25 protein-coding genes are annotated in these 25,366 nt (G+C 30.8%); 15 read left to right on the forward strand and 10 right to left on the reverse strand.

Annotation, left to right across the window (positions count from 1 at the left end; translation table 11 throughout):
- Window positions 1-87: 87 nt before the first annotated feature.
- Together Q0842_RS11420 and Q0842_RS11425 are read left to right on the forward strand one after the other, a co-directional pair.
- The gene (locus Q0842_RS11420) at window positions 88-960 is read left to right on the forward strand and encodes a universal stress protein (RefSeq protein WP_298498139.1); all 873 of its coding nucleotides are present in this window, start codon (window positions 88-90) and stop codon (window positions 958-960) included.
- Between the two features lie 24 nt (window positions 961-984).
- Window positions 985-1,281, forward strand: coding sequence for a hypothetical protein (locus Q0842_RS11425; RefSeq protein ID WP_298498141.1), 297 nt, complete (start codon window positions 985-987; stop codon window positions 1,279-1,281).
- 47 nt (window positions 1,282-1,328) lie between these two features.
- Here Q0842_RS11425 and Q0842_RS11430 read toward each other — a convergent pair whose 3' ends face one another.
- Entirely contained in the window at window positions 1,329-2,357 is a 1,029-nt protein-coding gene (locus Q0842_RS11430) for a LacI family DNA-binding transcriptional regulator (protein WP_298498143.1), read from the reverse strand.
- A 151-nt stretch (window positions 2,358-2,508) separates the two neighbouring features.
- Here Q0842_RS11430 and Q0842_RS11435 point away from each other — a divergent pair, with 151 nt between their 5' ends.
- The 7 genes from Q0842_RS11435 to Q0842_RS11465 all read left to right on the forward strand — a co-directional run bounded on the left by Q0842_RS11435 (window position 2,509) and on the right by Q0842_RS11465 (window position 10,100).
- Window positions 2,509-3,555, forward strand: coding sequence for a sugar kinase (locus Q0842_RS11435; RefSeq protein ID WP_298498145.1), 1,047 nt, complete (start codon window positions 2,509-2,511; stop codon window positions 3,553-3,555).
- 37 nt (window positions 3,556-3,592) lie between these two features.
- Window positions 3,593-4,810 carry a 6-phosphofructokinase gene (locus Q0842_RS11440; protein WP_298498147.1) on the forward strand — a complete coding sequence of 406 codons (1,218 nt, stop codon included), beginning with the start codon at window positions 3,593-3,595 and terminating at the stop codon, window positions 4,808-4,810.
- Between the two features lie 23 nt (window positions 4,811-4,833).
- Window positions 4,834-5,502 carry a bifunctional 4-hydroxy-2-oxoglutarate aldolase/2-dehydro-3-deoxy-phosphogluconate aldolase gene (locus tag Q0842_RS11445; protein WP_298498149.1) on the forward strand — a complete coding sequence of 223 codons (669 nt, stop codon included), beginning with the start codon at window positions 4,834-4,836 and terminating at the stop codon, window positions 5,500-5,502.
- A 167-nt stretch (window positions 5,503-5,669) separates the two neighbouring features.
- Window positions 5,670-6,371, forward strand: a complete 702-nt coding sequence (locus tag Q0842_RS11450; RefSeq protein WP_366941120.1) for an FKBP-type peptidyl-prolyl cis-trans isomerase — start codon at window positions 5,670-5,672, stop codon at window positions 6,369-6,371.
- 124 nt (window positions 6,372-6,495) lie between these two features.
- Complete coding sequence (gene era, locus Q0842_RS11455) at window positions 6,496-7,377, forward strand: GTPase Era (protein ID WP_298498153.1); 882 nt, start codon at window positions 6,496-6,498, stop codon at window positions 7,375-7,377.
- Window positions 7,378-7,433: 56 nt separating this feature from the next.
- Window positions 7,434-8,453 (forward strand): DUF3179 domain-containing (seleno)protein, encoded by a 1,020-nt coding sequence (locus Q0842_RS11460; RefSeq protein ID WP_298498155.1) that lies wholly within the window; start codon window positions 7,434-7,436, stop codon window positions 8,451-8,453.
- A gap of 129 nt (window positions 8,454-8,582) precedes the next feature.
- On the forward strand, window positions 8,583-10,100 hold the full coding sequence (locus tag Q0842_RS11465) for a choice-of-anchor I family protein (RefSeq protein ID WP_298498157.1): 1,518 nt from the start codon (window positions 8,583-8,585) through the stop codon (window positions 10,098-10,100).
- A gap of 46 nt (window positions 10,101-10,146) precedes the next feature.
- Here Q0842_RS11465 and Q0842_RS11470 read toward each other — a convergent pair whose 3' ends face one another.
- The gene (locus Q0842_RS11470) at window positions 10,147-10,659 is read right to left on the reverse strand and encodes a GTP-binding protein (RefSeq protein WP_298498160.1); all 513 of its coding nucleotides are present in this window, start codon (window positions 10,657-10,659) and stop codon (window positions 10,147-10,149) included.
- 168 nt (window positions 10,660-10,827) lie between these two features.
- Between Q0842_RS11470 and der the strand changes: the two genes are divergently transcribed.
- Window positions 10,828-12,132 carry a ribosome biogenesis GTPase Der gene (gene der, locus Q0842_RS11475; protein ID WP_298498162.1) on the forward strand — a complete coding sequence of 435 codons (1,305 nt, stop codon included), beginning with the start codon at window positions 10,828-10,830 and terminating at the stop codon, window positions 12,130-12,132.
- Between the two features lie 72 nt (window positions 12,133-12,204).
- Window positions 12,205-13,209: a sugar kinase gene (locus tag Q0842_RS11480; protein ID WP_298498164.1), complete on the forward strand. Its 1,005-nt coding sequence runs from the start codon at window positions 12,205-12,207 to the stop codon at window positions 13,207-13,209.
- Window positions 13,210-13,284: 75 nt separating this feature from the next.
- Here Q0842_RS11480 and Q0842_RS11485 read toward each other — a convergent pair whose 3' ends face one another.
- From Q0842_RS11485 to Q0842_RS11505, 5 genes are all read right to left on the reverse strand, one after another.
- Entirely contained in the window at window positions 13,285-14,139 is an 855-nt protein-coding gene (locus tag Q0842_RS11485; protein WP_298498166.1) for a YgcG family protein, read from the reverse strand.
- Window positions 14,140-14,148: 9 nt separating this feature from the next.
- Window positions 14,149-14,589, reverse strand: coding sequence for a TPM domain-containing protein (locus Q0842_RS11490; RefSeq protein ID WP_298498168.1), 441 nt, complete (start codon window positions 14,587-14,589; stop codon window positions 14,149-14,151).
- A 9-nt stretch (window positions 14,590-14,598) separates the two neighbouring features.
- On the reverse strand, window positions 14,599-15,192 hold the full coding sequence (locus tag Q0842_RS11495; RefSeq protein ID WP_298498170.1) for a LemA family protein: 594 nt from the start codon (window positions 15,190-15,192) through the stop codon (window positions 14,599-14,601).
- 103 nt (window positions 15,193-15,295) lie between these two features.
- The gene (locus Q0842_RS11500) at window positions 15,296-15,625 is read right to left on the reverse strand and encodes a MerR family transcriptional regulator (RefSeq protein ID WP_298498172.1); all 330 of its coding nucleotides are present in this window, start codon (window positions 15,623-15,625) and stop codon (window positions 15,296-15,298) included.
- Window positions 15,625-16,596, reverse strand: coding sequence for a M23 family metallopeptidase (locus Q0842_RS11505; protein WP_298498174.1), 972 nt, complete (start codon window positions 16,594-16,596; stop codon window positions 15,625-15,627). Before Q0842_RS11505 ends, Q0842_RS11500 begins: the two co-directional genes overlap by 1 nt.
- 223 nt (window positions 16,597-16,819) lie before the next feature.
- Between Q0842_RS11505 and alaS the strand changes: the two genes are divergently transcribed.
- From alaS to Q0842_RS11520, 3 genes are all read left to right on the forward strand, one after another.
- The gene (alaS, locus tag Q0842_RS11510) at window positions 16,820-19,435 is read left to right on the forward strand and encodes an alanine--tRNA ligase (protein WP_298498176.1); all 2,616 of its coding nucleotides are present in this window, start codon (window positions 16,820-16,822) and stop codon (window positions 19,433-19,435) included.
- 20 nt (window positions 19,436-19,455) lie between these two features.
- Window positions 19,456-20,397: a GSCFA domain-containing protein gene (locus Q0842_RS11515; RefSeq protein ID WP_298498178.1), complete on the forward strand. Its 942-nt coding sequence runs from the start codon at window positions 19,456-19,458 to the stop codon at window positions 20,395-20,397.
- A gap of 477 nt (window positions 20,398-20,874) precedes the next feature.
- Entirely contained in the window at window positions 20,875-21,489 is a 615-nt protein-coding gene (locus Q0842_RS11520) for a DUF4230 domain-containing protein (protein WP_298498180.1), read from the forward strand.
- Here Q0842_RS11520 and Q0842_RS11525 read toward each other — a convergent pair.
- The gene (locus Q0842_RS11525) at window positions 21,484-21,789 is read right to left on the reverse strand and encodes a rhodanese-like domain-containing protein (protein WP_298498182.1); all 306 of its coding nucleotides are present in this window, start codon (window positions 21,787-21,789) and stop codon (window positions 21,484-21,486) included. The two genes, Q0842_RS11520 and Q0842_RS11525, sit on opposite strands and share 6 nt — an antisense overlap.
- Before the next feature lie 114 nt (window positions 21,790-21,903).
- On the opposite strand from Q0842_RS11525, the gene Q0842_RS11530 reads away from it, so the two are divergent.
- On the forward strand, window positions 21,904-22,653 hold the full coding sequence (locus Q0842_RS11530) for an enoyl-CoA hydratase/isomerase family protein (RefSeq protein WP_298498184.1): 750 nt from the start codon (window positions 21,904-21,906) through the stop codon (window positions 22,651-22,653).
- Here the strand turns inward: Q0842_RS11530 and Q0842_RS11535 are convergent.
- A complete protein-coding gene (locus Q0842_RS11535) occupies window positions 22,646-24,415 on the reverse strand; it encodes an aromatic amino acid hydroxylase (protein WP_298498186.1) in 1,770 nt (589 codons plus the stop codon). The genes Q0842_RS11530 and Q0842_RS11535 overlap by 8 nt on opposite strands.
- Window positions 24,416-24,651: 236 nt before the next feature.
- Window positions 24,652-25,209 (reverse strand): DUF4136 domain-containing protein, encoded by a 558-nt coding sequence (locus Q0842_RS11540; RefSeq protein WP_298498188.1) that lies wholly within the window; start codon window positions 25,207-25,209, stop codon window positions 24,652-24,654.
- Between the last annotated feature and the right edge of the window lie 157 nt (window positions 25,210-25,366).

Consider the following 25,366-nt stretch of genomic DNA (forward strand, 5'->3'; position numbering starts at 1 on the left):
GTGCACCTTTTTATTGCAAATGACCTAGGTCATTTACTTAAAAGGATTAGAAACATACTTTTGGTTATAAATTGAAACGGTATTGTAATGAAAACAATTTTGTACGCAACTGATTATTCAGAAAACTCTGAATTAGCACTAAAATATGCTTATAATTTAAGTGATAAAATGAAAGCTAAATTATTGGTGATTCATGTTTTTGATTATCCAACATTTCTTGATGATTTTAGTTTAAAACCTGAAGCTGCATTTCCAAACCTTGAAGGCGATACTCTTATAAAACATAATTTAAAACTTAAGGCATTTTGTAAACGCGTGTTGAAAAGAGATTTGGCTGCCCTAAATGTTAAGACAGAATCAATTGAAAACAAATCTGTTGTGAATGGAATTATTGATAAAGCTAATTTAGTAGGCGCCTTTTTAATAGTTACAGGGATGAAAGGAGCTAGTAAATTACGTGAATTAATTATGGGAAGTATAGCCAAGCAACTTATTAAAGAAGCTCCTTGTCCAATATTAACAATTCCTAATGATTCTGTAAAGAGTCAAATTGAAACCATAGTATATGCTACAGATTTTGAAGATGAAGATTTTGGTGCTTTAGATAAGTTAACAGAAATAGCTAAACCTTTTAAAGCTAAAATTAAAGTAGTTCATGTTTCACCAATAGAAGAAACGGTATTCAAAAAACAAAAGAAAATCATTGAAGAGAAAATAAAAAAATACATTGATTATAATAATCTAAAATTGGATATTTTATATGCCGATGATGCCTTTTATGCACTAAAAATTTACTACAGAAATTCTAACGCAGATCTTATAGCAATGCTTGAAAGAACCTATAGTGGCTATACTTCAAAGTTGTTGCATCGCGATTTAGTAAAACGAATGGAATCTTATGGTAAAATACCTCTTTTAAGTTTTAATGCTAAAAATTATGGAATATTTCATTTAGAATAATTTAATAATAAATAATTAGAACCCATGTCCAGACGAATATTTAGAATAGTAATAGCAATAGCGATTGTATTATGGATAGTACTTTTTATAACTAAAGAATCTCTATCCAAAAGTTTGCTAATTAGTTTTGCTACGCTTAATTTTTTGGTTTTTAGCTTTGGTATACATGGATTGATTGCACATTCCATTCGACCGCCAAATACAAAAGGAGAGTTAATAACATTTCCGCTTTTAATGTGGGTTTTATGGGCTATTATGTTTTTATTATTTGTCTTCTTAATTATTCCTGTTTATTGTCCTGATTTTTTAATGGATATGTAATTTAAATGCTTAAAAATCAAAATAATAAATGCTTGAATTATTTAAAATTATTGAATAGAATTTGAAGATTCTCTAACAACCAGTTCAGCATCTAAAATTATTTTATTTAAGGTTTGCTTAATTGATTTTTTCTTAGTGTAAGATAAAAAAGTAAGTGCTGCCTGTTTGCCAATTTCAGCACTATGTTGATTAATACTTGATAAAGAAGGGGTAACCATAGCCGTAAAGGGTTCGTCTCCAAAACCTACTAAAGCAATTTCTTCAGGAACCTTTATGTTTTGTTCATTAAGTAATTGCAATGCTCCTAAAGCCGCATAATCACTTGCAATATAAACAGCATCAGGTCTATTTTGGAGTTTTAATAGTTGCGCCATTTTATTTCTTCCATCTTCTATTGTAAGACTACTTTCAATAAGAAGTTCTTTATCTAAAGGTAAATTATGTTTTTTTAAAGCATCAATATATCCTCTAATTCTATTGTTAAAAATACGAGTGCGTTTATAACCACCTATATGAGCAATTCTTTTACATCCTTGATTAACCAAGTGTTTAACAATAATATGACTACTATCATAATCATTAATACCAATGTAATCTACATTTAAATCATTTTCACCACGATCAAATAAGATTAAAGGAATGCCTTTAGCTTTAACTTTTTCATAATATTCTAAGTCTATAGTTTCATTAGCCATTGAAGCAATTATTCCATCAACTTGGGTAAACAATAAAGTATCAATACTATCACATTCTTTTTTAAATGATTCATTGGACTGTGTTATAATAATGTTATAACCTTCTTTATTTAAAACCTCTTCAATATTTTGAATAACAGAAGAAAAAAAGTTGCTATTCGTTCTAGGGACAATAACACCAACTAAATTACTTTTTCCTTTTCTTAAAGCACTTGCTAGATGATTTGGTTGGTAATTTAAGTTTTTTGCTACCTGTTTAACCGCTTTTTTAGTTTTTTTACTAATTCTAGAGTCGTCATGAAGCGCTTTAGAGACAGCAGCAGCAGAGATATTTAAGACATTAGCAATATCTTTTATGGTAGTTTTCTTTTTAGTATTCAATTTTTTTATATCTTTGCTTAATCGTTTAAGCAAATGTAGTATTTTAATTAAAATAATCAAAATAATAGTTAAATTAACTCATTTGCTCTATTTACCTGTATATGGTTAAACGATTAAGCAAAACTAATTTTTTAAAATAAGACCAATTAAGATGAGTAAAGTAGTAACATTTGGAGAAATCATGTTAAGATTAGCTCCGCAAGGATTTTTAAGATTTTCACAAGCAAATAATTTTGACGCTATTTACGGTGGTGGAGAATCAAACGTAGCTGTTTCTTTAGCTAATTATGGTGTTTCATGTGATTTTGTAACACGTTTACCAAAAAATGATATTGGAGAGTGTGCTATGATGGAAATGCGTAAAAGAGGCGTTGGAGTTGATAAAATTGTTTGGGGTGGAGATCGTTTAGGTATTTATTTCCTAGAAACTGGAGCTGTATCTAGAGGTTCTAAAGTAGTTTATGATAGAGCACATTCTGCTATTTCAGAAATCGAATCTGGAATGATTGATTGGGATGCTGTTTTTGATGGTGTTGAATGGTTTCATTGGACAGGTATTACACCGGCTATCTCACAAGGTGCTGCAGATGTATGTTTAGAAGCTGTTAAAGCTGCTAGTGCTAAGGGAATTACAATCTCAACAGATTTAAACTACCGTGCTAAACTTTGGAAATATTGTAGTGATGCACATAGAGAAAAAGTAATGACTGAAATTACTTCTTATTGTGATATCGTTTTAGGTAATGAAGAAGATGCTGAAATGCATTTTGGAATTAAGCCAGAAGGTATTACAGTACAAACTCAAGGTCATGATGTAAAAGCAGAGGCATTTTTATCTGTTTGTCAACAAATGATGGAAAAATTCCCAAGAGCTAAAAAAGTAATTACTACGTTAAGAGGTTCTATTTCTGCATCTCATAATACTTGGGCTGGTGTTTTATATGACGGAAAGAAAATGTATGAAACTCGTCAATACCAAATTACCGATATCGTTGATAGAGTAGGTGGTGGAGATTCATTTATGGGTGGTTTAATCTACGGATTATTAAAATACCCTGAAAATGATCAAAATGCATTAGATTTTGCAGTTGCTGCTTCTTGTTTAAAACATACAATTAAAGGAGATGCTAACTTAGCTACAGTTGCTGAGGTTGAAAAATTAATGGGAGGTGATGCATCTGGACGTGTTGCTAGATAAACTACCCAAAATTAGTTCAAAAATCTTTAATTAGCATATGGAAAAATCTATTGCAATTATTTGCGGCGGTGGTCCTGCTCCTGGTATTAATACAGTTATAAGTACTTTAGCTAAAACCTTCATGAAAGATGGTTTTAAAGTAATAGGTGTACATCATGGATACAAAGGGCTATTGTCTGATAATCCAGAAATGAAAATTTTTGATTTTCATCATGCTGATAGAATTTTTAGTCGTGGAGGCTCTACTCTAATTATGAGTAGGTTTAAACCTAAAGATAGTGATTTTAAAGCAGATTTTTTTAAAAAGAATAATGTTAAATTATTGGTAACTATTGGTGGTGATGATACAGCGTCTACCGCCAATAGGTTAACCAAATACCTTAACACACAAGAGTTATCTGTTGCTCATATTCATGTTCCAAAAACTATAGATAACGATTTGCCTTTGCCAGATAGAAACCCAACTTTTGGATTTCATACAGCAAAAGATGAAGGTGTTCGTATTGGTAATACAGTTTATGAAGATGCTAGAACTAGCGAAAATTGGTTTGTAGTGTCTGCAATGGGACGCTCTGCAGGTCATTTAGCTTTTGGTATAGCCTCGGCTTGTCATTTTCAAATGATGATTATTCCTGAAATGTTTGATAAAACAAAAATTACATTCGAGAAGTTAATTAACATGATAATTTCTTCTATTGTAAAATGTAAATTGGAAGGTATTGAATATGGCGTAGCTCTAGTAAGTGAAGGCGTTTTTCATTTCATGGATGAAGACGAAATAATAAATTCTGGTATTAATTTTACTTATGATGATCACGGACATCCCGAATTAGGAAATGTAAGTAAATCTCATATTTTCAATTATTTGTTACAAACTAAATTGAAAGAATTGGGAATAGTTGTAAAATCAAGACCAGTAGAATTAGGTTATGAATTAAGATGCTGTAACCCTATAGCATTCGATTTAACTTTATGTACATTGCTAGGCATAGGTGTAAAAAAATTATATGATCAAGGTATTACAGGTTGTATTGTAAGTGCCAATTCAAGAGGAGATATTAGTCCGTTGTATTTATCAGATTTCGAAGATGAAAATGGTAAAGTACAACCAAGGCTAGTAGATATTAACTCTGATATGGCGCAACTGTTTATCAATAGTCTTTTCTTTATTCAAGAAAAGGATTATGAGAAAGCTAAACAATATTTGCCTAACCCAGAGGCTTATGATTTTAAAAAAATATTAAATTGGAATTAAATTAAACAAAAAATTAAAATATAATGGCACAATTTTCAAGATTAGAAGTGGCGCAAGCCATGAAAGACACAGGAATGATTCCTTTGTTTTTTCATAATGATATAGAATTAAGTAAAAAAGTATTAAAAGCATGTTATGATGGTGGAGCTCGTTTAATGGAGTTTACTGCACGTGGTGATTTTGCTCACGAAGTTTTTGGAGAATTAACTAAATATGCTATTGCAGAATTACCTGGAATGATCATGGGTGTAGGTTCTGTAACAGATGCAGGTCAAGCAGGTTTATATATGGCTCTAGGTGCTAACTTTATAGTAACACCTGTATTAAGAGAAGACATTGCAATTGTATGTAATAGAAGAAAAGTACTTTGGTCTCCTGGTTGTGGTACATTAACTGAAATTACAAGAGCAGAAGAGTTAGGATGCGAAATCGTAAAATTATTCCCTGGAGATATTTACGGACCTCAATTTGTTAAAGGTATTAAAGGCCCACAACAATGGACCTCTATTATGCCAACAGGTGGTGTTTCTCCAACTGAAGAAAACTTAAAAGGATGGTTTGATGCTGGTGTAACATGTGTTGGAATGGGATCTAAACTAATTTCAAAAGAGATTATAGCTAATCAAGATTACGCAAAATTAGAGAAAGATGTAAGAGCAGCTTTAGCTATTGTAAAATCAGTTAGAAAGTAATATTTTAACTATAAATTATTTAAAAGCCGCTGTTTAGCGGCTTTTTTATTTTACTATTTTCTTAAAATTATATGTATTAGGAGCTTTTAATGTAATCAAGTCCAATCATTTTTTTTAAACTCACTTTAAATTTGTTACATTTGGCGACACAATTAAAAATAATAAAAATGAAAATAATGAAATTTTTAAGTTTAGTTACTATGGTTATTCTTTTAGCATCATGTAACCAAAATGGAGCTACACAAAAACCTATTAAAACAGAATTAGATTCTGTAAGCTATGCAATAGGAATGGATGTTGCTAGAAATGTAAAAGCTAGTTTTGAAGATTTTGATAGCGATTTGTTTATGCAAGGGTTTAATAATGTAACAGATTCTTCAGATATTTTACTTGAAGAATCAAAAGCGCAACAAGTAGTAAGAGCTTATTTTCAAAAGAAGCAACAAGCTGATGCCGCTAAACGTCAAGAAGAAGCAGCAAAAAATAAAGAAGAAGGTGAAAAATTCTTAGCTGAAAACAAAACTAAAGATGGTGTTAAAACTACAGAGAGTGGTTTACAATACATTGTTTTAAAAGAAGGAACAGGTGCAAAACCAACAACTTCATCAAAAGTAAAAGTTCATTATCATGGTACTTTAATTGACGGAACCGTTTTTGATAGTTCTGTAGATAGAGGAGAACCAACTGAGTTTGGTGTAACGCAAGTTATAAAAGGATGGACAGAAGGTTTACAGTTAATGAAAGAAGGTGCAAAGTATAAGTTTTTTATACCAAGTGATATAGCTTACGGAGCAAACCCAAGACCAGGTGGGAAAATTAAAGCTAATTCAACATTAATTTTTGATGTAGAATTATTAGAAGTTAAGTAATATAAACTCACTTATTTATAATTAAAAACAGGAAGTTATGCTTCCTGTTTTTTTTGTTTTTAATTTTTATGATTTAATGAATATTCAAATCGTAACTTTGCAACAGATTTAAATTAAAAAAAATATGAACCATAAAGCAGGTTTTGTAAATATAATAGGAAATCCTAATGTTGGAAAATCCACATTAATGAATGCCTTTGTTGGCGAAAAGCTTTCAATTATAACATCTAAAGCACAAACCACCAGACATAGAATTTTAGGTATTGTAAATGGCGATGATTTTCAAGTGGTTTTAAGTGATACACCAGGAATTATAAAACCAGCTTACGAATTACAGGAATCTATGATGGGGTTTGTTAAATCGGCTTTTGAAGATGCCGATGTGCTTATTTATATGGTAGAAATTGGTGAAAAAGAATTAAAAGACGAAGCTTTTTTTAATAAAATTACTAACTCTAAAATTCCTGTTTTATTATTATTGAATAAAATAGATAAATCAGATCAAGAACAATTAGAAAATCAAGTTCAAACATGGGCTCAGAAAGTACCTAATGCAGAAATTTTTCCTGTTTCAGCTCTGGAAGGGTTTAACGTAAAAGAAGTTTTTAATAGAATATTGGAATTGCTTCCAGAATCACCACCATTCTACCCAAAAGATCAATTAACAGATAAACCTGAGCGTTTCTTTATTAATGAAACCATAAGAGAAAAAATTTTAATGCATTATAAAAAAGAAATACCTTATGCTGTTGAGGTTGATACAGAAGAGTTTTTTGAAGAAGAAAATATAATTAGAGTTCGTTCTGTAATTATGGTAGAACGAGAAACGCAAAAAGGTATTATTATAGGACATAAAGGAAGTGCTTTAAAGCGTGTAGGTGTTGAAGCAAGAAAAGATTTAGAAGCTTTTTTTGGTAAACAAATTCATATTGAATTATACGTTAAAGTAAATAAAAATTGGCGTAGTAATCAAAAGCAGCTCAAACGTTTTGGTTATAATAATTAGTTATTATACACTATAAAAATGTAAGGTTTCTTCATTTTATCGACAAAGCATTCATTATGAGAAGAATGTTTGTAATATTTGTCTTTGTTTTTTTTGTCTCAAGCTGTACTAATGAAGACGATTCGATAGAAAATAATAACTCTAAGAATGATTGGATTATTGATGAAAAAGATGTTTCAGGAGATTTTTTCTTATACCCTTTAGCTTTAAATCCAAAATTTGATAACGTTAGTAGTATTGACTTAAATGATGGTCAATTAGTTGGAATTGTAAATTTTGGTTTCCAGACAATTGTTTATCCATACATTTACACTTTTGATAATGAGGTTATTAATGCTGAATATAATGGCCGTAAATACGCTTTTACCTATTGTCCTATTACCAAAAGTGCTATAGCTTTTAGCAGAACACAAATCTTTAGAGCTTCTGGATATTTATATAAAGAAAATTTAACACCATGGGATGAAGAAACAGAATCTATATGGTCGCAAATGTTAATTAAAGGTATAAAAGGAGAAAACAGAAATAAAAGATTTAACACCATACCCGTTTTAGAAACTACATGGGGTGCTGCTAAATCATTTTTTCCTAATGCTAAAGTACTTGCAGGTTCTCCTTCTTACAACAAATCTTTTTCTTCATCTTCTTTTAAATTTAATAGTTCTCCTCCCGATTATGACGGTGACAATGATAATTTAGATATAGAAAAACCAAACCCTAGTGAACATGTTTATGGCATTATTGATAATTTTAGTAATGTGCATATTTTTAGACATATAGATTTTAAAAACAAAATTGTTGTTAAAACAATTAGCAACCAGGAATATATAATTATAGGTAATCAATCAAAGCGATTTTTTAATGCTTTTAAGGTTGATAATGCTCTTGATTATCAGGTCTTAGATATTGATGAATTACCATATGTTATTAAAGATAAAAGAGGTATTAAATATAATATTTTAGGTGTTGGCACTAATGGAGGTGTTTTAGAAAAACCTAAATACGCATATGTTGCAGCCTGGTGGGCTTGGGAAGATTTTTATTCAAACTTTAGCTTTGTAAATAATGCTGAATGAAAACCAAATTTTAATAATTCAATAAAACGTTTTGTTTACAATAACTGGTAAAAACTAATAATACCTTTTTAATTACATAACATTAGCATAAAGTCTGTACTTCATATTTGTAGAAACAAATCAATAAATATGAAATATAACAAACTATTTATCAGTACTGCATGCATTGCCCTAATTTTAAGTTGTAAAAATGATGACGATTATACAACAACGCCACCATTAAATACGGAGGTGAATTTTCAGTATAAAACAACAATAAATTTAGGAGGAGAAGGTGCCTCGGAAATCTCTGCTTTTGATGCTATTTCAAAAAAAATATATACTGTTAATGTCGAATCTAATCAAATATCAGTTAATAATATTTCAAATCTTGATTCACCTTTAGTTGAGCCAGCAATAGACTTATCTATATATGGTTCACCAAATAGTGTGGCTATTTACAATGGTAAATTAGCCGTTGCAGTAGAGGCAAACCCAAAACAGAATCCAGGTAAAATTTTAGTATATGACACGACTGATGATTCACTATTAAATCAATACACCGTAGGTGCTTTACCAGATATGGTAACGTTTTCAAAAGACGGGAAATTAATTATATCTGCTAACGAAGGTGAGCCAAATGATGATTATACTATCGATCCCTTAGGTACTGTAAGTATCATAGACTTGTCTGATGATTCTGTAACAACACTAGACTTTGCAGCCTTTAACAGTCAAGAAGCTACTCTTAAAACTAAAGGATTAAGAGTATTTGGTCCAGGAGCTAGTTTAGCACAAGATGTGGAGCCTGAGTATATAGCAGTTTCAGAAGATTCAAATACAGCTTGGGTATCATTACAAGAAAATAATGGAGTTGCTAAAGTAAATTTAACTACAAAAACAATCGAAGCTATTTACCCATTAGGCTATAAAGATCATAATATTGTTGGTAATGAAATGGATGCTAGTGATAAAGATGGTGTAACCATGCTTAAAAACTGGCCAGTACTTGGTATGTATCAACCAGATGCTATTACTGCTGCTAATATTGGTGGTACAGAATATATTTTCTCAGCAAATGAAGGCGATTCTAGAGATTATGATGGTTTTAGTGAAGAATTGCGAGTTGATGATTTAATACTAGATGAAACTTTATATCCAGTTATAAATGATTATCAAAATGTAATAAATCTAGGTCGTTTAAAAACAACATCAACCCTAGGAGATACAGATAATGATGGCGATGTAGATCAAATTTATAGCTACGGAGCTCGTTCTTTTAGTGTATGGTCTGGTAATGGAGCTTTACTTTATGATAGTGGCAATAGTATAGCAACCAAAACATTAAGTGAAACTCCAGCAAGATTTAACGATGAAGATGGTAGAAGCGATGATAAAGGTGCAGAACCAGAAGCTGTAGAAATTTTAAATATTGGTAACGAACGTTATATTTTATTTGTGGGATTAGAGAGAAATGATCAAGTAATGGTTTATGATGTTACTAACCCAACGGCACCAAAGTTTATGGATATATTATCGCATATGGGTGATGAAGCTCCTGAAGGTTTATTAGTAATACCTGCAGATGATAGTCCAAATGGAAAAGATCTTTTAGTTGTATCAAACGAAGATAGTGGGACAGTTAGTTTCTACGAAAACATTCAATAATTTGAATTAAATTCTTGAGTTAGTCTGAAAGCGCTTTAATAATATATTAAGGCGCTTTTTTAGTGTCATTTTCAAGAACACTATTCATAAAATTATTCAGTAATCTCATGTCATTAGTGCTTGAAGCTTTACCTATACTACCAGCAAAATATAAAGTAATCCATAATAAGACCATTAAAAGCATAACACTTATTTGTACTGCATAGCTTTGCTCTAAAGACCAATTGGTATAAGTCCAAATAGCAAATGCTAAAAACAGTCCTGCTACAAGAAAGTGTAAAAACATAAATAGGGTCCATACTGTTGGGTTAGGACCAAATAAACCATGAAGAGTGCTATTGTTTTCGTCAATTTTATTAATTTCAAGATGTAATTGTGGAGACCAAAAACTTTGTTTTTCTTTTGGAAATTTTATAAAAACATGGTCATCAATTCTTGAAACTATAAACTCAGATTGTGTGTTTTTAGCATTTTCAAAATCTTTTAAAATGGTTTCGTTAAATTTAGGAATCTCCATTTTAAATCTAGGACGTAATACAATGTCGTTACTTAAAGGCATCAATATTTAGTTTAGCATAGTAAATTACTATTTTTTATTTAAAACTGAAATACTTTTAATCTTTATTAAAAAAGATCTTTGCTAGGTGTATATTCCCTATTTTTGCAAAATATTTCGGATAGAAATAAAAAAGGCACCGGATTAGGTGTAAAACATAATACAAAGAATATGAGTAATATAGTAGCCATTGTAGGAAGACCAAATGTAGGGAAGTCAACTTTTTTTAATCGATTAATACAACGTAGAGAAGCCATTGTTGATGCTGTAAGTGGTGTTACAAGAGATCGTCATTACGGTAAAAGTGATTGGAACGGAAAAGAGTTTTCTTTAATAGATACCGGAGGTTACGTTAAAGGAAGTGATGATGTTTTTGAAGCAGAAATTGATAAGCAAGTAGAGTTAGCTATTGATGAAGCTGATGCTATTATTTTTATGGTCGATGTAGAATCGGGTGTAACAGGAATGGATGAAGATGTTGCTAAATTACTACGCAAAGTAAATAAACCTGTTTTTTTAGTAGTAAATAAAGTTGATAACGGAAAAAGAGCTGAAGATGCTGTTGAGTTTTATGCACTAGGTTTAGGTGAATATTATACTATTGCAAGTATAAATGGTAGCGGAACCGGTGATTTGCTAGACGCACTAGTTGAGGCATTACCCGAGAAAGAAGAGGTTGTTGAAATTGAATTACCTCGTTTTGCTGTTGTAGGAAGACCAAATGCAGGGAAATCATCATTTATTAATGCATTAATTGGAGAGGACAGATATATTGTTACCGATATAGCAGGTACAACTCGAGATTCTATAGATACCAAATACAACCGTTTTGGTTTTGAATTTAATTTAGTTGATACTGCAGGAATTAGACGAAAATCTAAAGTTAAAGAAGATTTAGAGTTTTATTCAGTCATGCGAAGTGTTCGTGCTATAGAACATGCCGATGTTTGTTTGCTTGTATTAGATGCTAATAGAGGTTTTGATGGACAAGTGCAAAATATCTTTTGGCTTGCAGAACGTAATAGAAAAGGTATTGTAGTTTTAGTTAATAAATGGGATTTAGTAGAGAAAGACCATAAGTCTGTTAAAGAATATGAAAGAGCTATTAGAAAACAAATGGAGCCTTTTACAGATGTGCCTATTGTTTTTATTTCTGCATTAACTAAGCAACGTATTTTTAAAGCTATTGAAACTGCTGTAGAAGTTTATAATAATCGCACTAAAAAAATAAAAACAAGCCAATTAAATGAAGTCTTGTTGCCAATAATAGAAAATTACCCTCCACCAGCTTATAAGGCCAAATTTGTTAAAATTAAATACATCATGCAGTTGCCAACACCGCAACCTCAATTTGCATTTTTCTGTAATTTGCCACAATATGTTAAAGAACCATACAAACGTTTTCTAGAAAATAAATTGAGAGAAAAGTTTGGATTTCATGGGGTGCCTATTAGTGTTTACATGAGAAAAAAGTAATTGAGATTATAGTTTATTTATTCGTTATTATTGGTTATTTTTAGCTTAACTAAACAACCAATTTAAAATTATATGAGCCAAATTATAACCTTCGGTGAAGTTCTTATGCGTATATCCCCAAGAGGGAACAAAAAATTTATACAGTCCAATACTGTAGAATTTTATTTTGGTGGGACTGAATTAAATGTAGGACTTTCAATTGCTCATTTTGGAGATAATGTAAAACATATTACATGTATTTCTGATGATTTTATTGGTAATACAGCTTTAGCTTACCTAAATAAATTTGACCTAGATACTACAGCTATAGTAAGGTCTAATAAGCCATTAGGTGTTTATTTTCTTGAAGTTGGCGCAGTAATGCGTCCAAGTCAAATATCGTATAATAGATCTCATTCTGCTTTTTCTGAAATAAAACCAAGTATGGTTGATTGGGAAAAGTCATTGGAAAATGGTAGTTGGTTTCATTGGACAGGAATTACACCTGCTTTAACTAAAGGCAGTTTTGATACTTTAAAAGAAGGTTTAAAATTAGCTAGAAAAAAAGGCTTGCAAGTTTCTGCAGACCCAACATACAGAAGTGGTTTGTGGAATTATGGGGTAGACCCAAAAGATGCTTTAACAGAATTACTACATTGCTCAACAATTTTTATTGGTGGTATTAACGAAATGAACGAAGTTTTAGGTACCAATTATGGTTATAGCAACGATGAATTTATAGAGGCAAGTAAACAACTTATTGATAGGTTTCCAACTATAGTTAAAGTTTTTGATAAAATAAGAACTTCAATCAATTCTTCATGGCATAAAATTCGAGCAAGAATGTGGAATGGTGAGAAGTTTTATGAAACTCAAGATTTCGATATCACTCATATTGTAGATCGTATAGGGACAGGTGATGCTTTTGCAGCAGGTTTAATATATGGTTTGCAACATTTTAACGATACTAAATCTATGGAGTTTGCTAGTGCCGCATGTGCCTTAAAGCATACCTATGTTGGTGATGTAAATTACGCTACTATTGATGAAGTTAGTAGAATAGTAGAAGGTAATGTAACTGGTCGTTTTAATAGATAGATCTAATAAAACTGATAGAAAATATTAAAAGTGAGGGATAGTTTTTGGATCAAATGTCGTTGGTAAAAGATTAATTTACCAGCCACCAGAAGCGCCACCGCCACCAAAGCCGCCACCGCCAAAGCCACCTCCAAAGCCGCCACCGCCTCCAGAAGACCATCCACCACCGCCAGAGCTACCGCCCCAACCGCTTGATGAACCTCTTCGGTAACTACCGCGCCCCATGTTACTTAATATAATAGCTTCTAATAAGTCAATACCATTAGACCTATTTCCTCTATTGCCTCCGCCGCCACGTCTGTTTTTGGAGATTGAAATAAGAATGATGATAAATATAAAAATCAGAATAAATATTAATCCAATAGGGAATTCACTTTGATTGGATTGGCGTGTGCCTTCATATTCGCCATTCATAACTTCAAAAATAGCATCAGCACCTCTGTTTAATCCACCAGGATAGTCATTTTGTTTAAAATAAGGAATAATGTCTCGCTCAATAATACGTTTAGACATGGCGTCTGTTAATAAATGTTCTACGCCGTAACCTGTATTTATAGCAATTCTTCTGTCTCCTTTTGCTAATAGGATTAGTATACCATTATCTTCTTTTTCTTGCCCAATACCCCATTCTTGGCCCCATTTAGCGCCTAAATAGTTTATGTTTTCGCCATTTGTTGAGTTTATAATGGCTACTACGATTTGAGTAGATGTCGTATCAGAATATTTAATAAGTTTACGTTCTAAATTACTTTTTTGAGAAGCAGAAAGTAAATTAACATAATCATAAACACTCGTTTGAAAATCTGGTTTTTCAGGAATATTGTATTGAGCAAAAGAGAAACTAATTGATAATAATGCAACAAGTAAAGTAAGTATAACTTTATTTTTAAAGTTAAACGGCGATTGAAGACTTAAAGCAGTAAATGGCATATTTAATATCTATCCTTTAGAAATTTCATTTGTTAATTCGTTAGAATCAAGATCTGAATATGGGAAATACTTTTTAAGTTGTTCTCCAGATTTTAATACCCCATCAATTAAACCTTGTTTAAAGTTTCCCTTTTTAAAATGTGATTGCATAAGGTTTTTAGTACTATCCCAAAAATCTTTTTCAACAACATCATTTATGCCTTTATCTCCATAAATAACAAAGGTTTTGTCATCGATAGCCAAATATATTAAAACAGCATTTTGAAGCTTTGTATTATCCATTTTCAATGTATGAAAAAGGTTTAAAGCACGATTTGTTGCATCTCCTTTACATGTTTTTTCAATATGAACACGTATTTCTCCAGAAGTATTTAATTCTGCAACGCGAATAGCTTCAATAATATCTTGTTCTTCTATTGCAGTTAAAAAATCTTCAATTTTACTGGACATGTTTTTTATTTAAAAATCAAAATTAACGTCTGGTGCTTTTTCACTACCAGCTTCAGATTTAAAATAGCTCATTTCATCAAATTTTAGTATTCCAGCTAATAATGAATTAGGGAAAGTTTTAATGTGTTTATTGTAAGGTTCTACAGTTTCATTAAAACGATCTCTAGCTACATTAATTCTATTTTCTGTGCCTTCTAGTTGGCTTTGTAGTTCTAAAAAGTTTTGATTTGCTTTTAATTCTGGGTAACGTTCTACAGTTACTAATAAACTCTTTAATGCACCAGATAATCCACCTTGAGCTTGATTAAACTTTGCTAATTGTTCTGGTGTTATATTTGTTGGGTCTATGTTAATAGATGTTGCTTTTGCTCTAGCTTCAATTACTGCTTCAAGTGTTCCTTTTTCAAAATCTGCAGCACCTTGAACAGTTTTAACTAGATTACCAATTAAATCATTCCTACGTTGATAGCTGCTTTCAACATTTGCCCATGTTTTAGTAGCAGATTCCTTCAGGTTTACAGCAGTATTATTAAAACCTTTTCCCCAAGAGTAAAGACCAAATACTATTATTGCAATAATAATTAATGGTAAAAATTTTTTCATGATATAATTATTTAGTGATTTGTTTTTGTGTGTTATAGATAAGACACATTTTTTTTATAAAAGTTACTAGTATTTATTATTCAATTAAAAAGATATTATCTTCTTATAAGTGTTCTTTAATTTTAATAAGCTGGTTTTTAACATCTTCTAATTTGCTTATAATTTCAAAATTACTGAGTGCTTGCTTTTTTTCTTCTTTTAAGTGTGTCTTTGCGCCTTCAAGAGTAAAACCACGTTCTTTTACAAGATGATAAATAAATTTAAGGTTTTTAATATCATCTGGTGTAAATTTACGATTACCTTTTGCATTTTTTTTAGGTTTAAGAACATCAAACTCTTTTTCCCAGAAACGAATAAGAGACGAGTTAACGCCAAAGGCTTTGGCTACTTCGCCAATACCGTAATATCTTTTTTCTGGTAAGTCTATATGCATTAATCTAGAGATTGGTTTTCTAAAGAAGCATGCTCCAATAGTTCATTAAATTCTTCCGCAGTTAAACTTCCATAGTAGAAATTTATGGGGTTAATGCGGTCACCGTCTTTAAATATTTCATAATGTAAATGAGGTGCTTCAGACCGTCCTGTACTTCCAACAAAACCTATTAAATCTCCTCTTTTAACTTTTTGGTTTTTTCTAACATTATACTTGTATAAATGTGCATACAAACTTGTGTAGCCGTAACCATGATTTATTCTTATATGTTTTCCATAACCGGAAGAATTACTATCGGCACGTTCTACAACTCCATCTCCACTAGCATAAATGGGGGTGCCTCTTGGTGCAGTAAAATCCATACCCCAATGCATTTTTCTAGCTTTAGTAAAAGGGTCAGAACGCATGCCGTAACCAGAAGCCATTCGTGTTAAATCTTCATTGCTTACAGGTTGTATAGCAGGAATTGCTGCTAATAATTTTTCTTTTTCTTCAGCAAGAACAGCTATTTCATCTAAAGATTTAGATTGTACTACTATTTGTTTTTGTAAAATATCTAATCGTTTATTACTCTCTATAATTAATTTAGAATTATCAAAACCTTCAAGATTTTTATATCTGTTTATACCACCAAATCCAGCTCTTCGTTGTTCTTCAGGTATGGGGTTAGCTTCAAAATATACTCTATAAATATTATTGTCTCTGTCTGCAACATTAGCTAAAACGGCTTCAGCATGCTCCATTTTTTTATTAAGTAATTCAAACTGTAATTGTGTGTTTTGCAATTCCCTTTTTAAAGCGCGTTCTTTGGGAGATTCAACGTACTGACTTGCTATAAAAACAAATATAAAAGCAAAAAAGGCAGCTGCCAAAATAAAGATACTAGCATACTTAAATGTAGTTCGTTTTTTACGCTCAATTTTGCGGTAAGAAAGCGATTCTTTATCGTAGTAATATTTTACCTTACTCATTTCTTAAATTATACTATTTTTGCAACTAAATTTATACAACTAATACCGTTGTGTTAAGTATGTAAACGAACAAACCTACGAAATTATTTTTATAGTAATTAAACTAATAATTTAAATGTAGGATTACGATTTACTTATTTTTAAATAGTTTTGAATAGTAAATATAAAAAATAGTTTCTTATTAAAAATAATTAATTAGAAACTAGATGCTTAATAAGGATACATGAAGTCACAAGAAGTACGATCAAAATTTTTAAGTTTCTTTAATGATAAGAAACATAGCATAGTGCCATCTGCACCAATGGTTTTAAAAGACGACCCAACCTTAATGTTTGTTAATGCGGGTATGGTACCATTTAAGGAGTATTTTTTAGGTAACGGTTCACCTAAAAACAATCGTCTTGCAGATTCGCAAAAATGTTTAAGGGTTTCTGGTAAACATAATGATTTAGAGGAGGTAGGTTACGACACTTACCATCATACGTTATTCGAAATGTTGGGTAATTGGAGTTTTGGTGATTACTTTAAAAAAGAAGCTATTGCTTGGGCATGGGAGTTGTTAGTGGATGTTTATGGTATTGATAAAGATATTTTATATGTTACTGTTTTTGAAGGAAGCGATGATGCTGATAATTTAGAAATGGATAATGAAGCTTACGATATTTGGAAACAATACATCTCTGAAGACCGTATTTTAAAAGGAAATAAAAAGGATAATTTTTGGGAAATGGGTGATCAAGGACCTTGTGGGCCTTGTAGTGAAATTCATGTAGATATTCGTTCTGCTGAAGAAAAAGCTAAAATTTCTGGTAAAGATTTAGTGAATGAAGATCATCCGCAGGTTGTAGAAATTTGGAATCTAGTTTTCATGCAATATAACCGAAAAGCAAATGGGTCTCTTGAAGCTTTACCAAATAAGCATATAGATACAGGCATGGGTTTTGAGCGTTTGTGTATGGTCCTGCAAGGTGTTCAATCTAATTATGATACCGATGTTTTTACACCAATTATTCGTGAAATTGAAACCATAACTAAAAAAAGTTATGGAAATGATGAAAAGGAGGATGTAGCAATTCGTGTTATTTCAGATCATGTTCGTGCTGTAGCATTTTCTATAGCCGATGGGCAATTGCCTAGTAATACAGGTGCAGGTTATGTTATTAGAAGAATTTTACGTCGTGCAGTACGTTATGGTTTTACTTTTTTAGATAAAAAAGAACCTTTTATTTATAGATTAGTTGATGTGTTGAGCAACCGTATGGGAAAAGCATTCCCAGAATTAAAAGCTCAAAAGCAACTTATTGAAAATGTTATAAAGGAAGAGGAACAATCCTTTTTAAGAACTTTAGATCAAGGTTTAGTATTGCTAAATAGAATTGTTGAAGAAACTAAAGGTGATACTGTTTCGGGTGAAAAAGCATTCGAATTGTATGATACTTATGGCTTTCCAATTGATTTAACAGCGCTAATTCTATCCGAAAAAGGTTTAAAACTTGATGAAAAAGGGTTTAATGACCAATTGCAAAAGCAAAAGAATCGTTCTAGAGCAGCAAGTGAAATGTCTACTGATGATTGGACCATTTTAGTTGATGATACCATAGAAGAATTTGTTGGATATGATACTTTAGAAGCTCAGGTTAAGTTAACCAGATATAGAAAAGTGACATCTAAAAAAGATGGCGATATGTATCAGTTGGTTTTTAATTTGACTCCATTTTATCCTGAAGGAGGTGGGCAAGTAGGTGATAAAGGCTATTTGGAAGATTCTTATGGAGATGTCGTTTACATTCTGAATACAAAAAAAGAGAATAATGTGATTATTCATTTCGCAAAGAATTTACCTAAAAACATAAATGGGTCTTTTAAATCGGTTGTTGATGCTAAGCAACGTCATAGAACAGAATGTAATCATACAGCAACGCATTTATTACATCAGGCGTTAAGAGAGGTTTTAGGAACTCATGTAGAACAAAAAGGTAGTGCCGTTCATTCAAAATATTTAAGATTTGATTTTTCTCATTTTTCAAAATTAACAGTTGAAGAATTAAGAGATATTGAAAACTTTGTAAACAGACGTATTGAAGGTAAATTACCATTAGAAGAAAAACGTAATATTCCAAAAGAAGAAGCTATTGCAGAAGGCGCTATGAGTTTATTTGGAGAAAAGTATGGAGATACCGTTCGTGCTATTCGTTTTGGTAAATCTATTGAGCTTTGTGGTGGTACTCATGTAAAGAATACTTCTGATATTTGGCATTTTAAAATTGTTTCAGAAGGAGCAGTTGCAGCTGGTATAAGAAGAATTGAAGCAATTACCAACGATGCTGTAAAAGATTTCTATTTTGAAAATAACAGAGCTTATTTCGAGATGAAAGATTTGCTTAATAATGCAAAAGAACCAATAAAAGCACTTCAGAATTTACAAGATGAAAATACAAATCTAAAAAAGCAGATTGAAGGGTTACTTAAAGATAAAGCTAAAAATATTAAAAGTGAACTTAAAAGTGAGCTAGAAGATGTAAATGGCATACAATTTTTAGCTAAAAAATTAGATTTAGACGCTGGTGGTTTAAAAGATGTGGCTTTTGAGTTGGGAAGTCAGTTTGATAATTTGTTTTTATTATTTGCTACAGAGCAAAATGGTAAAGCATTGTTGTCATGTTATATATCTAAAGAATTAGTAGCAAGTAAAAGCTTAAATGCTGGGCAAGTAGTAAGAGAATTAGGGAAATATATTCAAGGCGGCGGTGGCGGACAACCATTTTTTGCAACAGCAGGAGGGAAGAACCCTTCTGGAATTGATAAAGCATTATTAGCTGCTAAGGCATATTTAGTATAGTGGTTTTACACAACTAAAAGATGAAACTTCAAACCAAAATACCTTTAGATAAACAGTCTGATAATTTGATAGACTATCATTCTAATGTGATATTATTTGGCTCTTGTTTTTCAGAAAACATAGGTAAAAAGCTTGATTATTTTAAGTTTCAAACTAATCAAAACCCCTTTGGGATATTATTTCATCCCAAAGCTATTGAAACTTTAATTGTAAATGCTATTGAGGGTAAACAATACTCAGAATATGATGTGTTTTATCATAACGAGCAATGGCATAGTTTTGATGCCCATTCAAAATTAAGTAATCCATCAAAAGAGACGTTAGTAATAGATTTAAATTCTAAAATAAAGCAGTCTTTTAATAGTATAAAAAATGCAACACACATAATAATCACTCTGGGTACAGCTTGGGTTTATCGAGATTTAAAAACAGATAAGATTGTTGCTAACTGCCATAAAGTACCACAAAAACAATTTAAAAAAGAATTGCTATCTGTTGATGACATTACAACTTCTTTAAAAAATATTTTAAATGTTATTAGAAGTGTTAATTATAAAGCAACAATAATATTTACCGTTTCACCCATCAGACATATAAAAGATGGTTTTATAGAGAATACTTTAAGTAAAGCACATTTAATAACGGCAATTCATCGAGTTATTGCTAATCAGTCAATTTATTTTCCATCATTTGAAATTATGATGGATGAACTTCGTGATTATCGTTTTTATAATCAAGACATGGTTCATCCAAGTGAGTTGGCAATAAATTACATCTGGAATACCTTTAAAACCGTTTGGATTTCAAAAGAAGCTTACAAGGTAATGGATGAGGTTGATGTTATTCAAAAAGGATTAAAACATAAACCTTTTAATGAAACATCTTTAGCCCATAAAGAATTTATTCAAAACTTAGAAACAAAAATTAAGAGTCTAAAATTAAAATTTCCTCATATTAAATAAGTTTTAAACTCAATAATGCCTCTGTAATTATAAAGTACATTTTTCACTATTTAACAAATAATAAGATTGTAATATCTTAATATGATAGTTGTTATCTGTTTAATCATGCTTGATAATCAATATATTGCGCTTAATCTTTTTTAATAACATTTTATCGAAAATTTAATAGACCTAGTGCTTTTAATTGTAGATTTAGAATGCTATTAATCAGTTCATATCAAAAGACATCAATTGTAATATTCGGTAAAATGATATTCTTTTGATGTTTTTTTTTATTCTCTTTAATAATTATTCTTCAAATTAATATTTGTTTAACTTTAGGTTAATATAAACCTTATTAAATGCCTATATATTTGTAATGTTAGTTTTTTAATACATTGGTTTAGACTTCTTACGTCGAAGAAAACCGATGTTTTTTTTGCTTTAAATTTAACTGTTCAACTTACTTTAAATATTAATTTATTTCTAAATTAGTGCATGCGAAAAATTCTATTTGGTGTTATAATTACTTTAGTTGCTTTATTCACTTTTAAATACTGTGGAGATAAAAAAGAAGATAAAATAGTTCTTCAAGAAAACTCAGCACTTATTCAAGAGCAAATTAATAATGTTGGTAAGCTTATAGTAACAGAAGGCCATTTTAGTGAAGTTTTTACATATAAAAACTCAAAAGACATTTTTGGAGATTTACTCTCGGTCGAAAAAAAAGCTTTAGTAATAGTTAATGCAAAAGTTACTGTAGCTTATGATTTAAGTAAAATTAAATTTGAAGTAGACGAGCTAAATAAAACGCTAAATATTTTAAGTATTCCTGAAGAAGAAATTAATATAAACCCAGATTTAGAATATTATGATGTACAAGCAGACTATTTAAATCCATTTGAAGCTAATGATTATAACAATATTAAAAACAGCATTAATAAGTCTTTATTTACCAAAATCGAAAATTCAGATATAAAAACAAACGCAAAAAATAGATTAGTTAGTGAATTGTCAAAATTTTATATTTTAACAAACTCTCTGGGTTGGACTTTAACATATAATGAAACCCCAATACAAACTCCCGAAGATTTAAAGGCAATAAAACTATAATTTACTATTTAAGCTCATCCAGCCTCCACCATTAATAGCTTCAATGCCGTTATTTTTTAATATTGAAGCAGCACTTCCAGACCGCATACCACTAGCGCAGCATGTAATTACTGGTTTGTTAAGTTTTTTTATCTCACTAATTTTAGAGTTAATAACTTGTAATGGAATGTTTTTTGAACCAGAAATGGCACCTTGACTATATTCTTTAGTGGTACGTACATCTATAATAACAGCACCTTTAGTTATAAAATCGTTAATCATGTTTTTTTTATTGCCAAATAAGAAATCTAATAAACCCATTGTCTAATTTTTGCTGCAAATTACCATAATTTTTTTTAAAGTATTAGTAACATATGTTGCATTAAAATTCTTTAAAAATTTGTGTATATTCAAACTTTAAAAACTATAATATTTATGGAGCCTTATGTGACGCTAACTATTCAGAATTATGTTGGTTATGTGGAGTTTTTTCATCCAAACAGAAATTCAATGCCAAGCGATATTTTGTTAAAATTAGAACAAACAATAATTGAAGCTGGTAATAATGATTCTGTTAAAGTGATTGTTTTAAAAAGTGGAGGTGAAAGAACATTTTGTGCAGGAGCTAGTTTTAATGAAGTTATTGCTATTGATGATGAAGCAACAGGTAAACAATTTTTCTTGGGTTTTGCAAAAGTTATTAATGCTATGCGTAACTGTCCAAAATTAATTATTGGGCGAGTGCAAGGAAAAGCTGTTGGAGGTGGTGTTGGTTTGGTTGCTGCGACAGATTATTGTATGGCAACACAATACGCTTCTATACGCTTAAGTGAGTTAAGTATTGGTATTGGTCCGTTTGTTATAGAGCCAGCTGTATCAAGAAAAATTGGAGTAACTGCAATGTCTCAAATGACTATTGATGCTGAAACTTTTTTTACAACTGAATTTGCAAAAGAAAAGGGTTTGTACTCTGAAGTATTTGCAACAACTGAAGCTTTGGATGAGGCTGTAAAGATTTTATCTGAAAAGTTAGCTGGATATAATTCTGAGGCACTTAAGGAAATGAAGCAAGTGTTTTGGAAAAATACTGATGACTGGGATACTTTGTTGGCTCAGCGTGCCGAATTAAGTGGTAGGCTTGTATTAAGTAAGTTTACTAAAAAGACTTTAAAGCGATTTAGGTAATTTTTTTGATAGTTGAATTGTTTCTTACAATCTTTAAACCATCATCAATTAAATGTCCAAATTTTGGATTATTTAGTTTTATAGTATTTAAATGAATCGATATTTTTTCTAATAATTCATGTTCGTTTTCTAAGTAAGCCAATTCATAAATTTCAACAGGTAATAACCAGTCATTTGGGTGTTTTTCTATAAGTTGCTCTAATACTTTGGTTCTAGAAATAGTTTTATTAGTACCTTCTCTATAATCTTTAATTTGTTGGTATAATGCTTCTAATGCTATGCGATTTTCCGATTTTTCAATATGAATAGTTTGTGAAGTAATTTTATGAGTGATTAAATCAAAGCTATTAAAATCTGCAGGGCCAGAAAAAGCTGAGGTTATTTCCTTGCCAACGGCCATATCGTAAATACCCCATTCTGGCTTAAATAAAACAGTTTCGTTATGTATAACCGTGCAGTTTTTAAAACTTATTAGAATTATTTTACCTTGTAAATTTCGTTTACCTGTAATAATTTTACCAGATATTTGTATGCCACCTTCAAACATTAAGTTTACCATTTTGTCTTCGTAAATATTGTAAGCAGCTAAGTCACGTGGACTCATATCTTCAATAGCTAGGTTAATACCTTTCAGTTTGCCTATTGGAGATCCAAAACCTTTTAGATGGGTATTCGTGCCATGTCCAACTAATTCTTTTTCGCGATAGGCAAGCGCTGTTTTTTCTTTAGTTTGGATATAAATAGGTTTGCCTTCATGTTCAATAACAGTATTGAAAACCCCAGAAACTTGTAATCCAGTACTCAATTCGATAGTTCCTAAAGCCTTAGATTCAATGAGTTTGTTAAGCCCAGAAAGACCACCTTTGCGTAATGCCATAGTGCTTGCAAACTCTTCTAATATTAAACTTAAATGTGCAAAATCTGGAGTAACATAAAGTTGGGGTTGAGGTTTGGTAATATCAAAATTTTTATAAGTTGCCTCAATCGTATATGGTAGTTTTTCAACCTCATTAGTCATACACCAAGCACTCTCTCCAATGGATGATAGTAAGCCGGCACCATATATTTTGGGGTTTTCAATAGTTCCTATTAAACCATATTCAACAGTCCACCAATGTAAATTTCTTATTAGTGCCATTTCGCTGGGTTTCCCCATATTCTGCTGTAAATTATCTACTTTTTTTTCTGCTAATTCAATGTCCTCTTTTAAAGAATTGGGTGCTTCTTTTATTATTGATAAATGTCTAACAGCTTCATATAATTCATAATCTTTAGCAGATGAAATGGCTTTACATCCAATTTCACCAAAACGTCTCAAGTATTCAGCATATTCCGGATTAGCAATAATTGGTGCGTGGCCTGCACCTTCATGAATAATATCTGGAGCAGGCGTGTATTCAATATGTTCTAATTGTCTAATATCACTTGCAATAACTAAAACGTTATAAGCTTGAAATTCCATAAAGGCATTTGGAGGTATAAATCCATCAACAGCAACTGCTGCCCAACCAATATTTTTTAAAATACGGTTCATGCCATACATGTTAGGAATATTATTAATAGAAATGCCAGTTTGTTTTAAGCCTTCTAAATAAGAGTCGTGAGCTACGGTACTTAGAAAATCTACATTTTTACGCATTACATAACGCCATACTGCTTGATCAATAGCCGAATAATCCTCATAATTTTGAGGTTTAATAAATTGTTTTAAGTGCTTTGGTAGCTTTTTTAGTATTTCGTTAGATTCGAATAAATTGGACATTTCTGATTTTTACATATAAATACTTAATAAAAATACGAATAATTCATTAAAACATGAATAAATTAGTATTTCTTTCAATTATAAATAGTATTTACTTGTAAGTTATTCTAATAGGCTAGCTATAGAATTGTAATTAGAAATTTATTGAAAAATTCCAGAATAGAATTTAAATTAAGGAAGATTGATATTACGATCCAATAAAAAAGGCAACTCGAAGAGTTGCCTTTTATTTTTTATTATTGTTGAGTTCCCGGAGGATATTTCTCCATAATTTTTGTTACAAACTCTTTTATACGGGCTTCTTTCTTTTCCATATTTCTAGTTAAATATCCAGTTCCCATACCTTGCCAAACCAGTTCTTTTTTATTAGCATCAATTAAATCTATATACAAATGACCTTGAACACTTGTTGAAACATTAGGTTGGTTCCAACCCCATCCCCATCCAGGACCAAAGCCTCCCCAGCCACCCCAACCCCAGCCATTCATGCCCCAGGAATTGTTGTAAACATCAACACGTTGTTGAGATTTTGTAAATAAACTAACTAATAAATCTGGCTTTTCAGATTTTGTAAAACCTTTAGCTAATAGTTCTGCTTCAATAGCTCTTAGAATTCTACGCTTATCTAAATCGCTAATTTCTGCTTTATCAATGCCAGTTTTAAAGAATGCAAAGGTTTTATATTCACTAAATGCCGCTTCTTTATCATAATCTGCTGCAACTCTAACAGTGCTACAAGATGAAACCATAATTAGTAAGGCTAAAATCGGTAGAGTTTTTAAAATTTTTTTCATAGTACAATTTTTTTAATGGTTATAGTGAATTTAAAAGACTTTCATTATCAAAATTTGGTAATGTTGCATTTTATGTAAGTGCTATTTTTCTTCGTGATGTTAAAAAAATAGTTAACTCATTTAATGCACAAAATCTGTTCTTAAATAACATCAATAA

The organism is uncultured Algibacter sp. (assembly GCF_947495675.1).
Classification (GTDB): Bacteria; Bacteroidota; Bacteroidia; order Flavobacteriales; family Flavobacteriaceae; genus Algibacter_B.

Coding starts and splice junctions, on each gene's coding strand:
- Q0842_RS11420 (WP_298498139.1), top strand. CDS start 88: ATGAAAACAATTTTGTACGCAACTGATTATTCAGAAAACTCTGAATTA.
- Q0842_RS11425 (WP_298498141.1), top strand. CDS start 985: ATGTCCAGACGAATATTTAGAATAGTAATAGCAATAGCGATTGTATTA.
- Q0842_RS11435 (WP_298498145.1), top strand. CDS start 2,509: ATGAGTAAAGTAGTAACATTTGGAGAAATCATGTTAAGATTAGCTCCG.
- Q0842_RS11440 (WP_298498147.1), top strand. CDS start 3,593: ATGGAAAAATCTATTGCAATTATTTGCGGCGGTGGTCCTGCTCCTGGT.
- Q0842_RS11445 (WP_298498149.1), top strand. CDS start 4,834: ATGGCACAATTTTCAAGATTAGAAGTGGCGCAAGCCATGAAAGACACA.
- Q0842_RS11450 (WP_366941120.1), top strand. CDS start 5,670: ATGAAAATAATGAAATTTTTAAGTTTAGTTACTATGGTTATTCTTTTA.
- era (WP_298498153.1), top strand. CDS start 6,496: ATGAACCATAAAGCAGGTTTTGTAAATATAATAGGAAATCCTAATGTT.
- Q0842_RS11460 (WP_298498155.1), top strand. CDS start 7,434: ATGAGAAGAATGTTTGTAATATTTGTCTTTGTTTTTTTTGTCTCAAGC.
- Q0842_RS11465 (WP_298498157.1), top strand. CDS start 8,583: ATGAAATATAACAAACTATTTATCAGTACTGCATGCATTGCCCTAATT.
- Q0842_RS11470 (WP_298498160.1), bottom strand. CDS start 10,659: ATGCCTTTAAGTAACGACATTGTATTACGTCCTAGATTTAAAATGGAG.
- der (WP_298498162.1), top strand. CDS start 10,828: ATGAGTAATATAGTAGCCATTGTAGGAAGACCAAATGTAGGGAAGTCA.
- Q0842_RS11480 (WP_298498164.1), top strand. CDS start 12,205: ATGAGCCAAATTATAACCTTCGGTGAAGTTCTTATGCGTATATCCCCA.
- Q0842_RS11485 (WP_298498166.1), bottom strand. CDS start 14,139: ATGCCATTTACTGCTTTAAGTCTTCAATCGCCGTTTAACTTTAAAAAT.
- Q0842_RS11490 (WP_298498168.1), bottom strand. CDS start 14,589: ATGTCCAGTAAAATTGAAGATTTTTTAACTGCAATAGAAGAACAAGAT.
- Q0842_RS11495 (WP_298498170.1), bottom strand. CDS start 15,192: ATGAAAAAATTTTTACCATTAATTATTATTGCAATAATAGTATTTGGT.
- Q0842_RS11500 (WP_298498172.1), bottom strand. CDS start 15,625: ATGCATATAGACTTACCAGAAAAAAGATATTACGGTATTGGCGAAGTA.
- Q0842_RS11505 (WP_298498174.1), bottom strand. CDS start 16,596: ATGAGTAAGGTAAAATATTACTACGATAAAGAATCGCTTTCTTACCGC.
- alaS (WP_298498176.1), top strand. CDS start 16,820: ATGAAGTCACAAGAAGTACGATCAAAATTTTTAAGTTTCTTTAATGAT.
- Q0842_RS11515 (WP_298498178.1), top strand. CDS start 19,456: ATGAAACTTCAAACCAAAATACCTTTAGATAAACAGTCTGATAATTTG.
- Q0842_RS11520 (WP_298498180.1), top strand. CDS start 20,875: ATGCGAAAAATTCTATTTGGTGTTATAATTACTTTAGTTGCTTTATTC.
- Q0842_RS11525 (WP_298498182.1), bottom strand. CDS start 21,789: ATGGGTTTATTAGATTTCTTATTTGGCAATAAAAAAAACATGATTAAC.
- Q0842_RS11530 (WP_298498184.1), top strand. CDS start 21,904: ATGGAGCCTTATGTGACGCTAACTATTCAGAATTATGTTGGTTATGTG.
- Q0842_RS11535 (WP_298498186.1), bottom strand. CDS start 24,415: ATGTCCAATTTATTCGAATCTAACGAAATACTAAAAAAGCTACCAAAG.
- Q0842_RS11540 (WP_298498188.1), bottom strand. CDS start 25,209: ATGAAAAAAATTTTAAAAACTCTACCGATTTTAGCCTTACTAATTATG.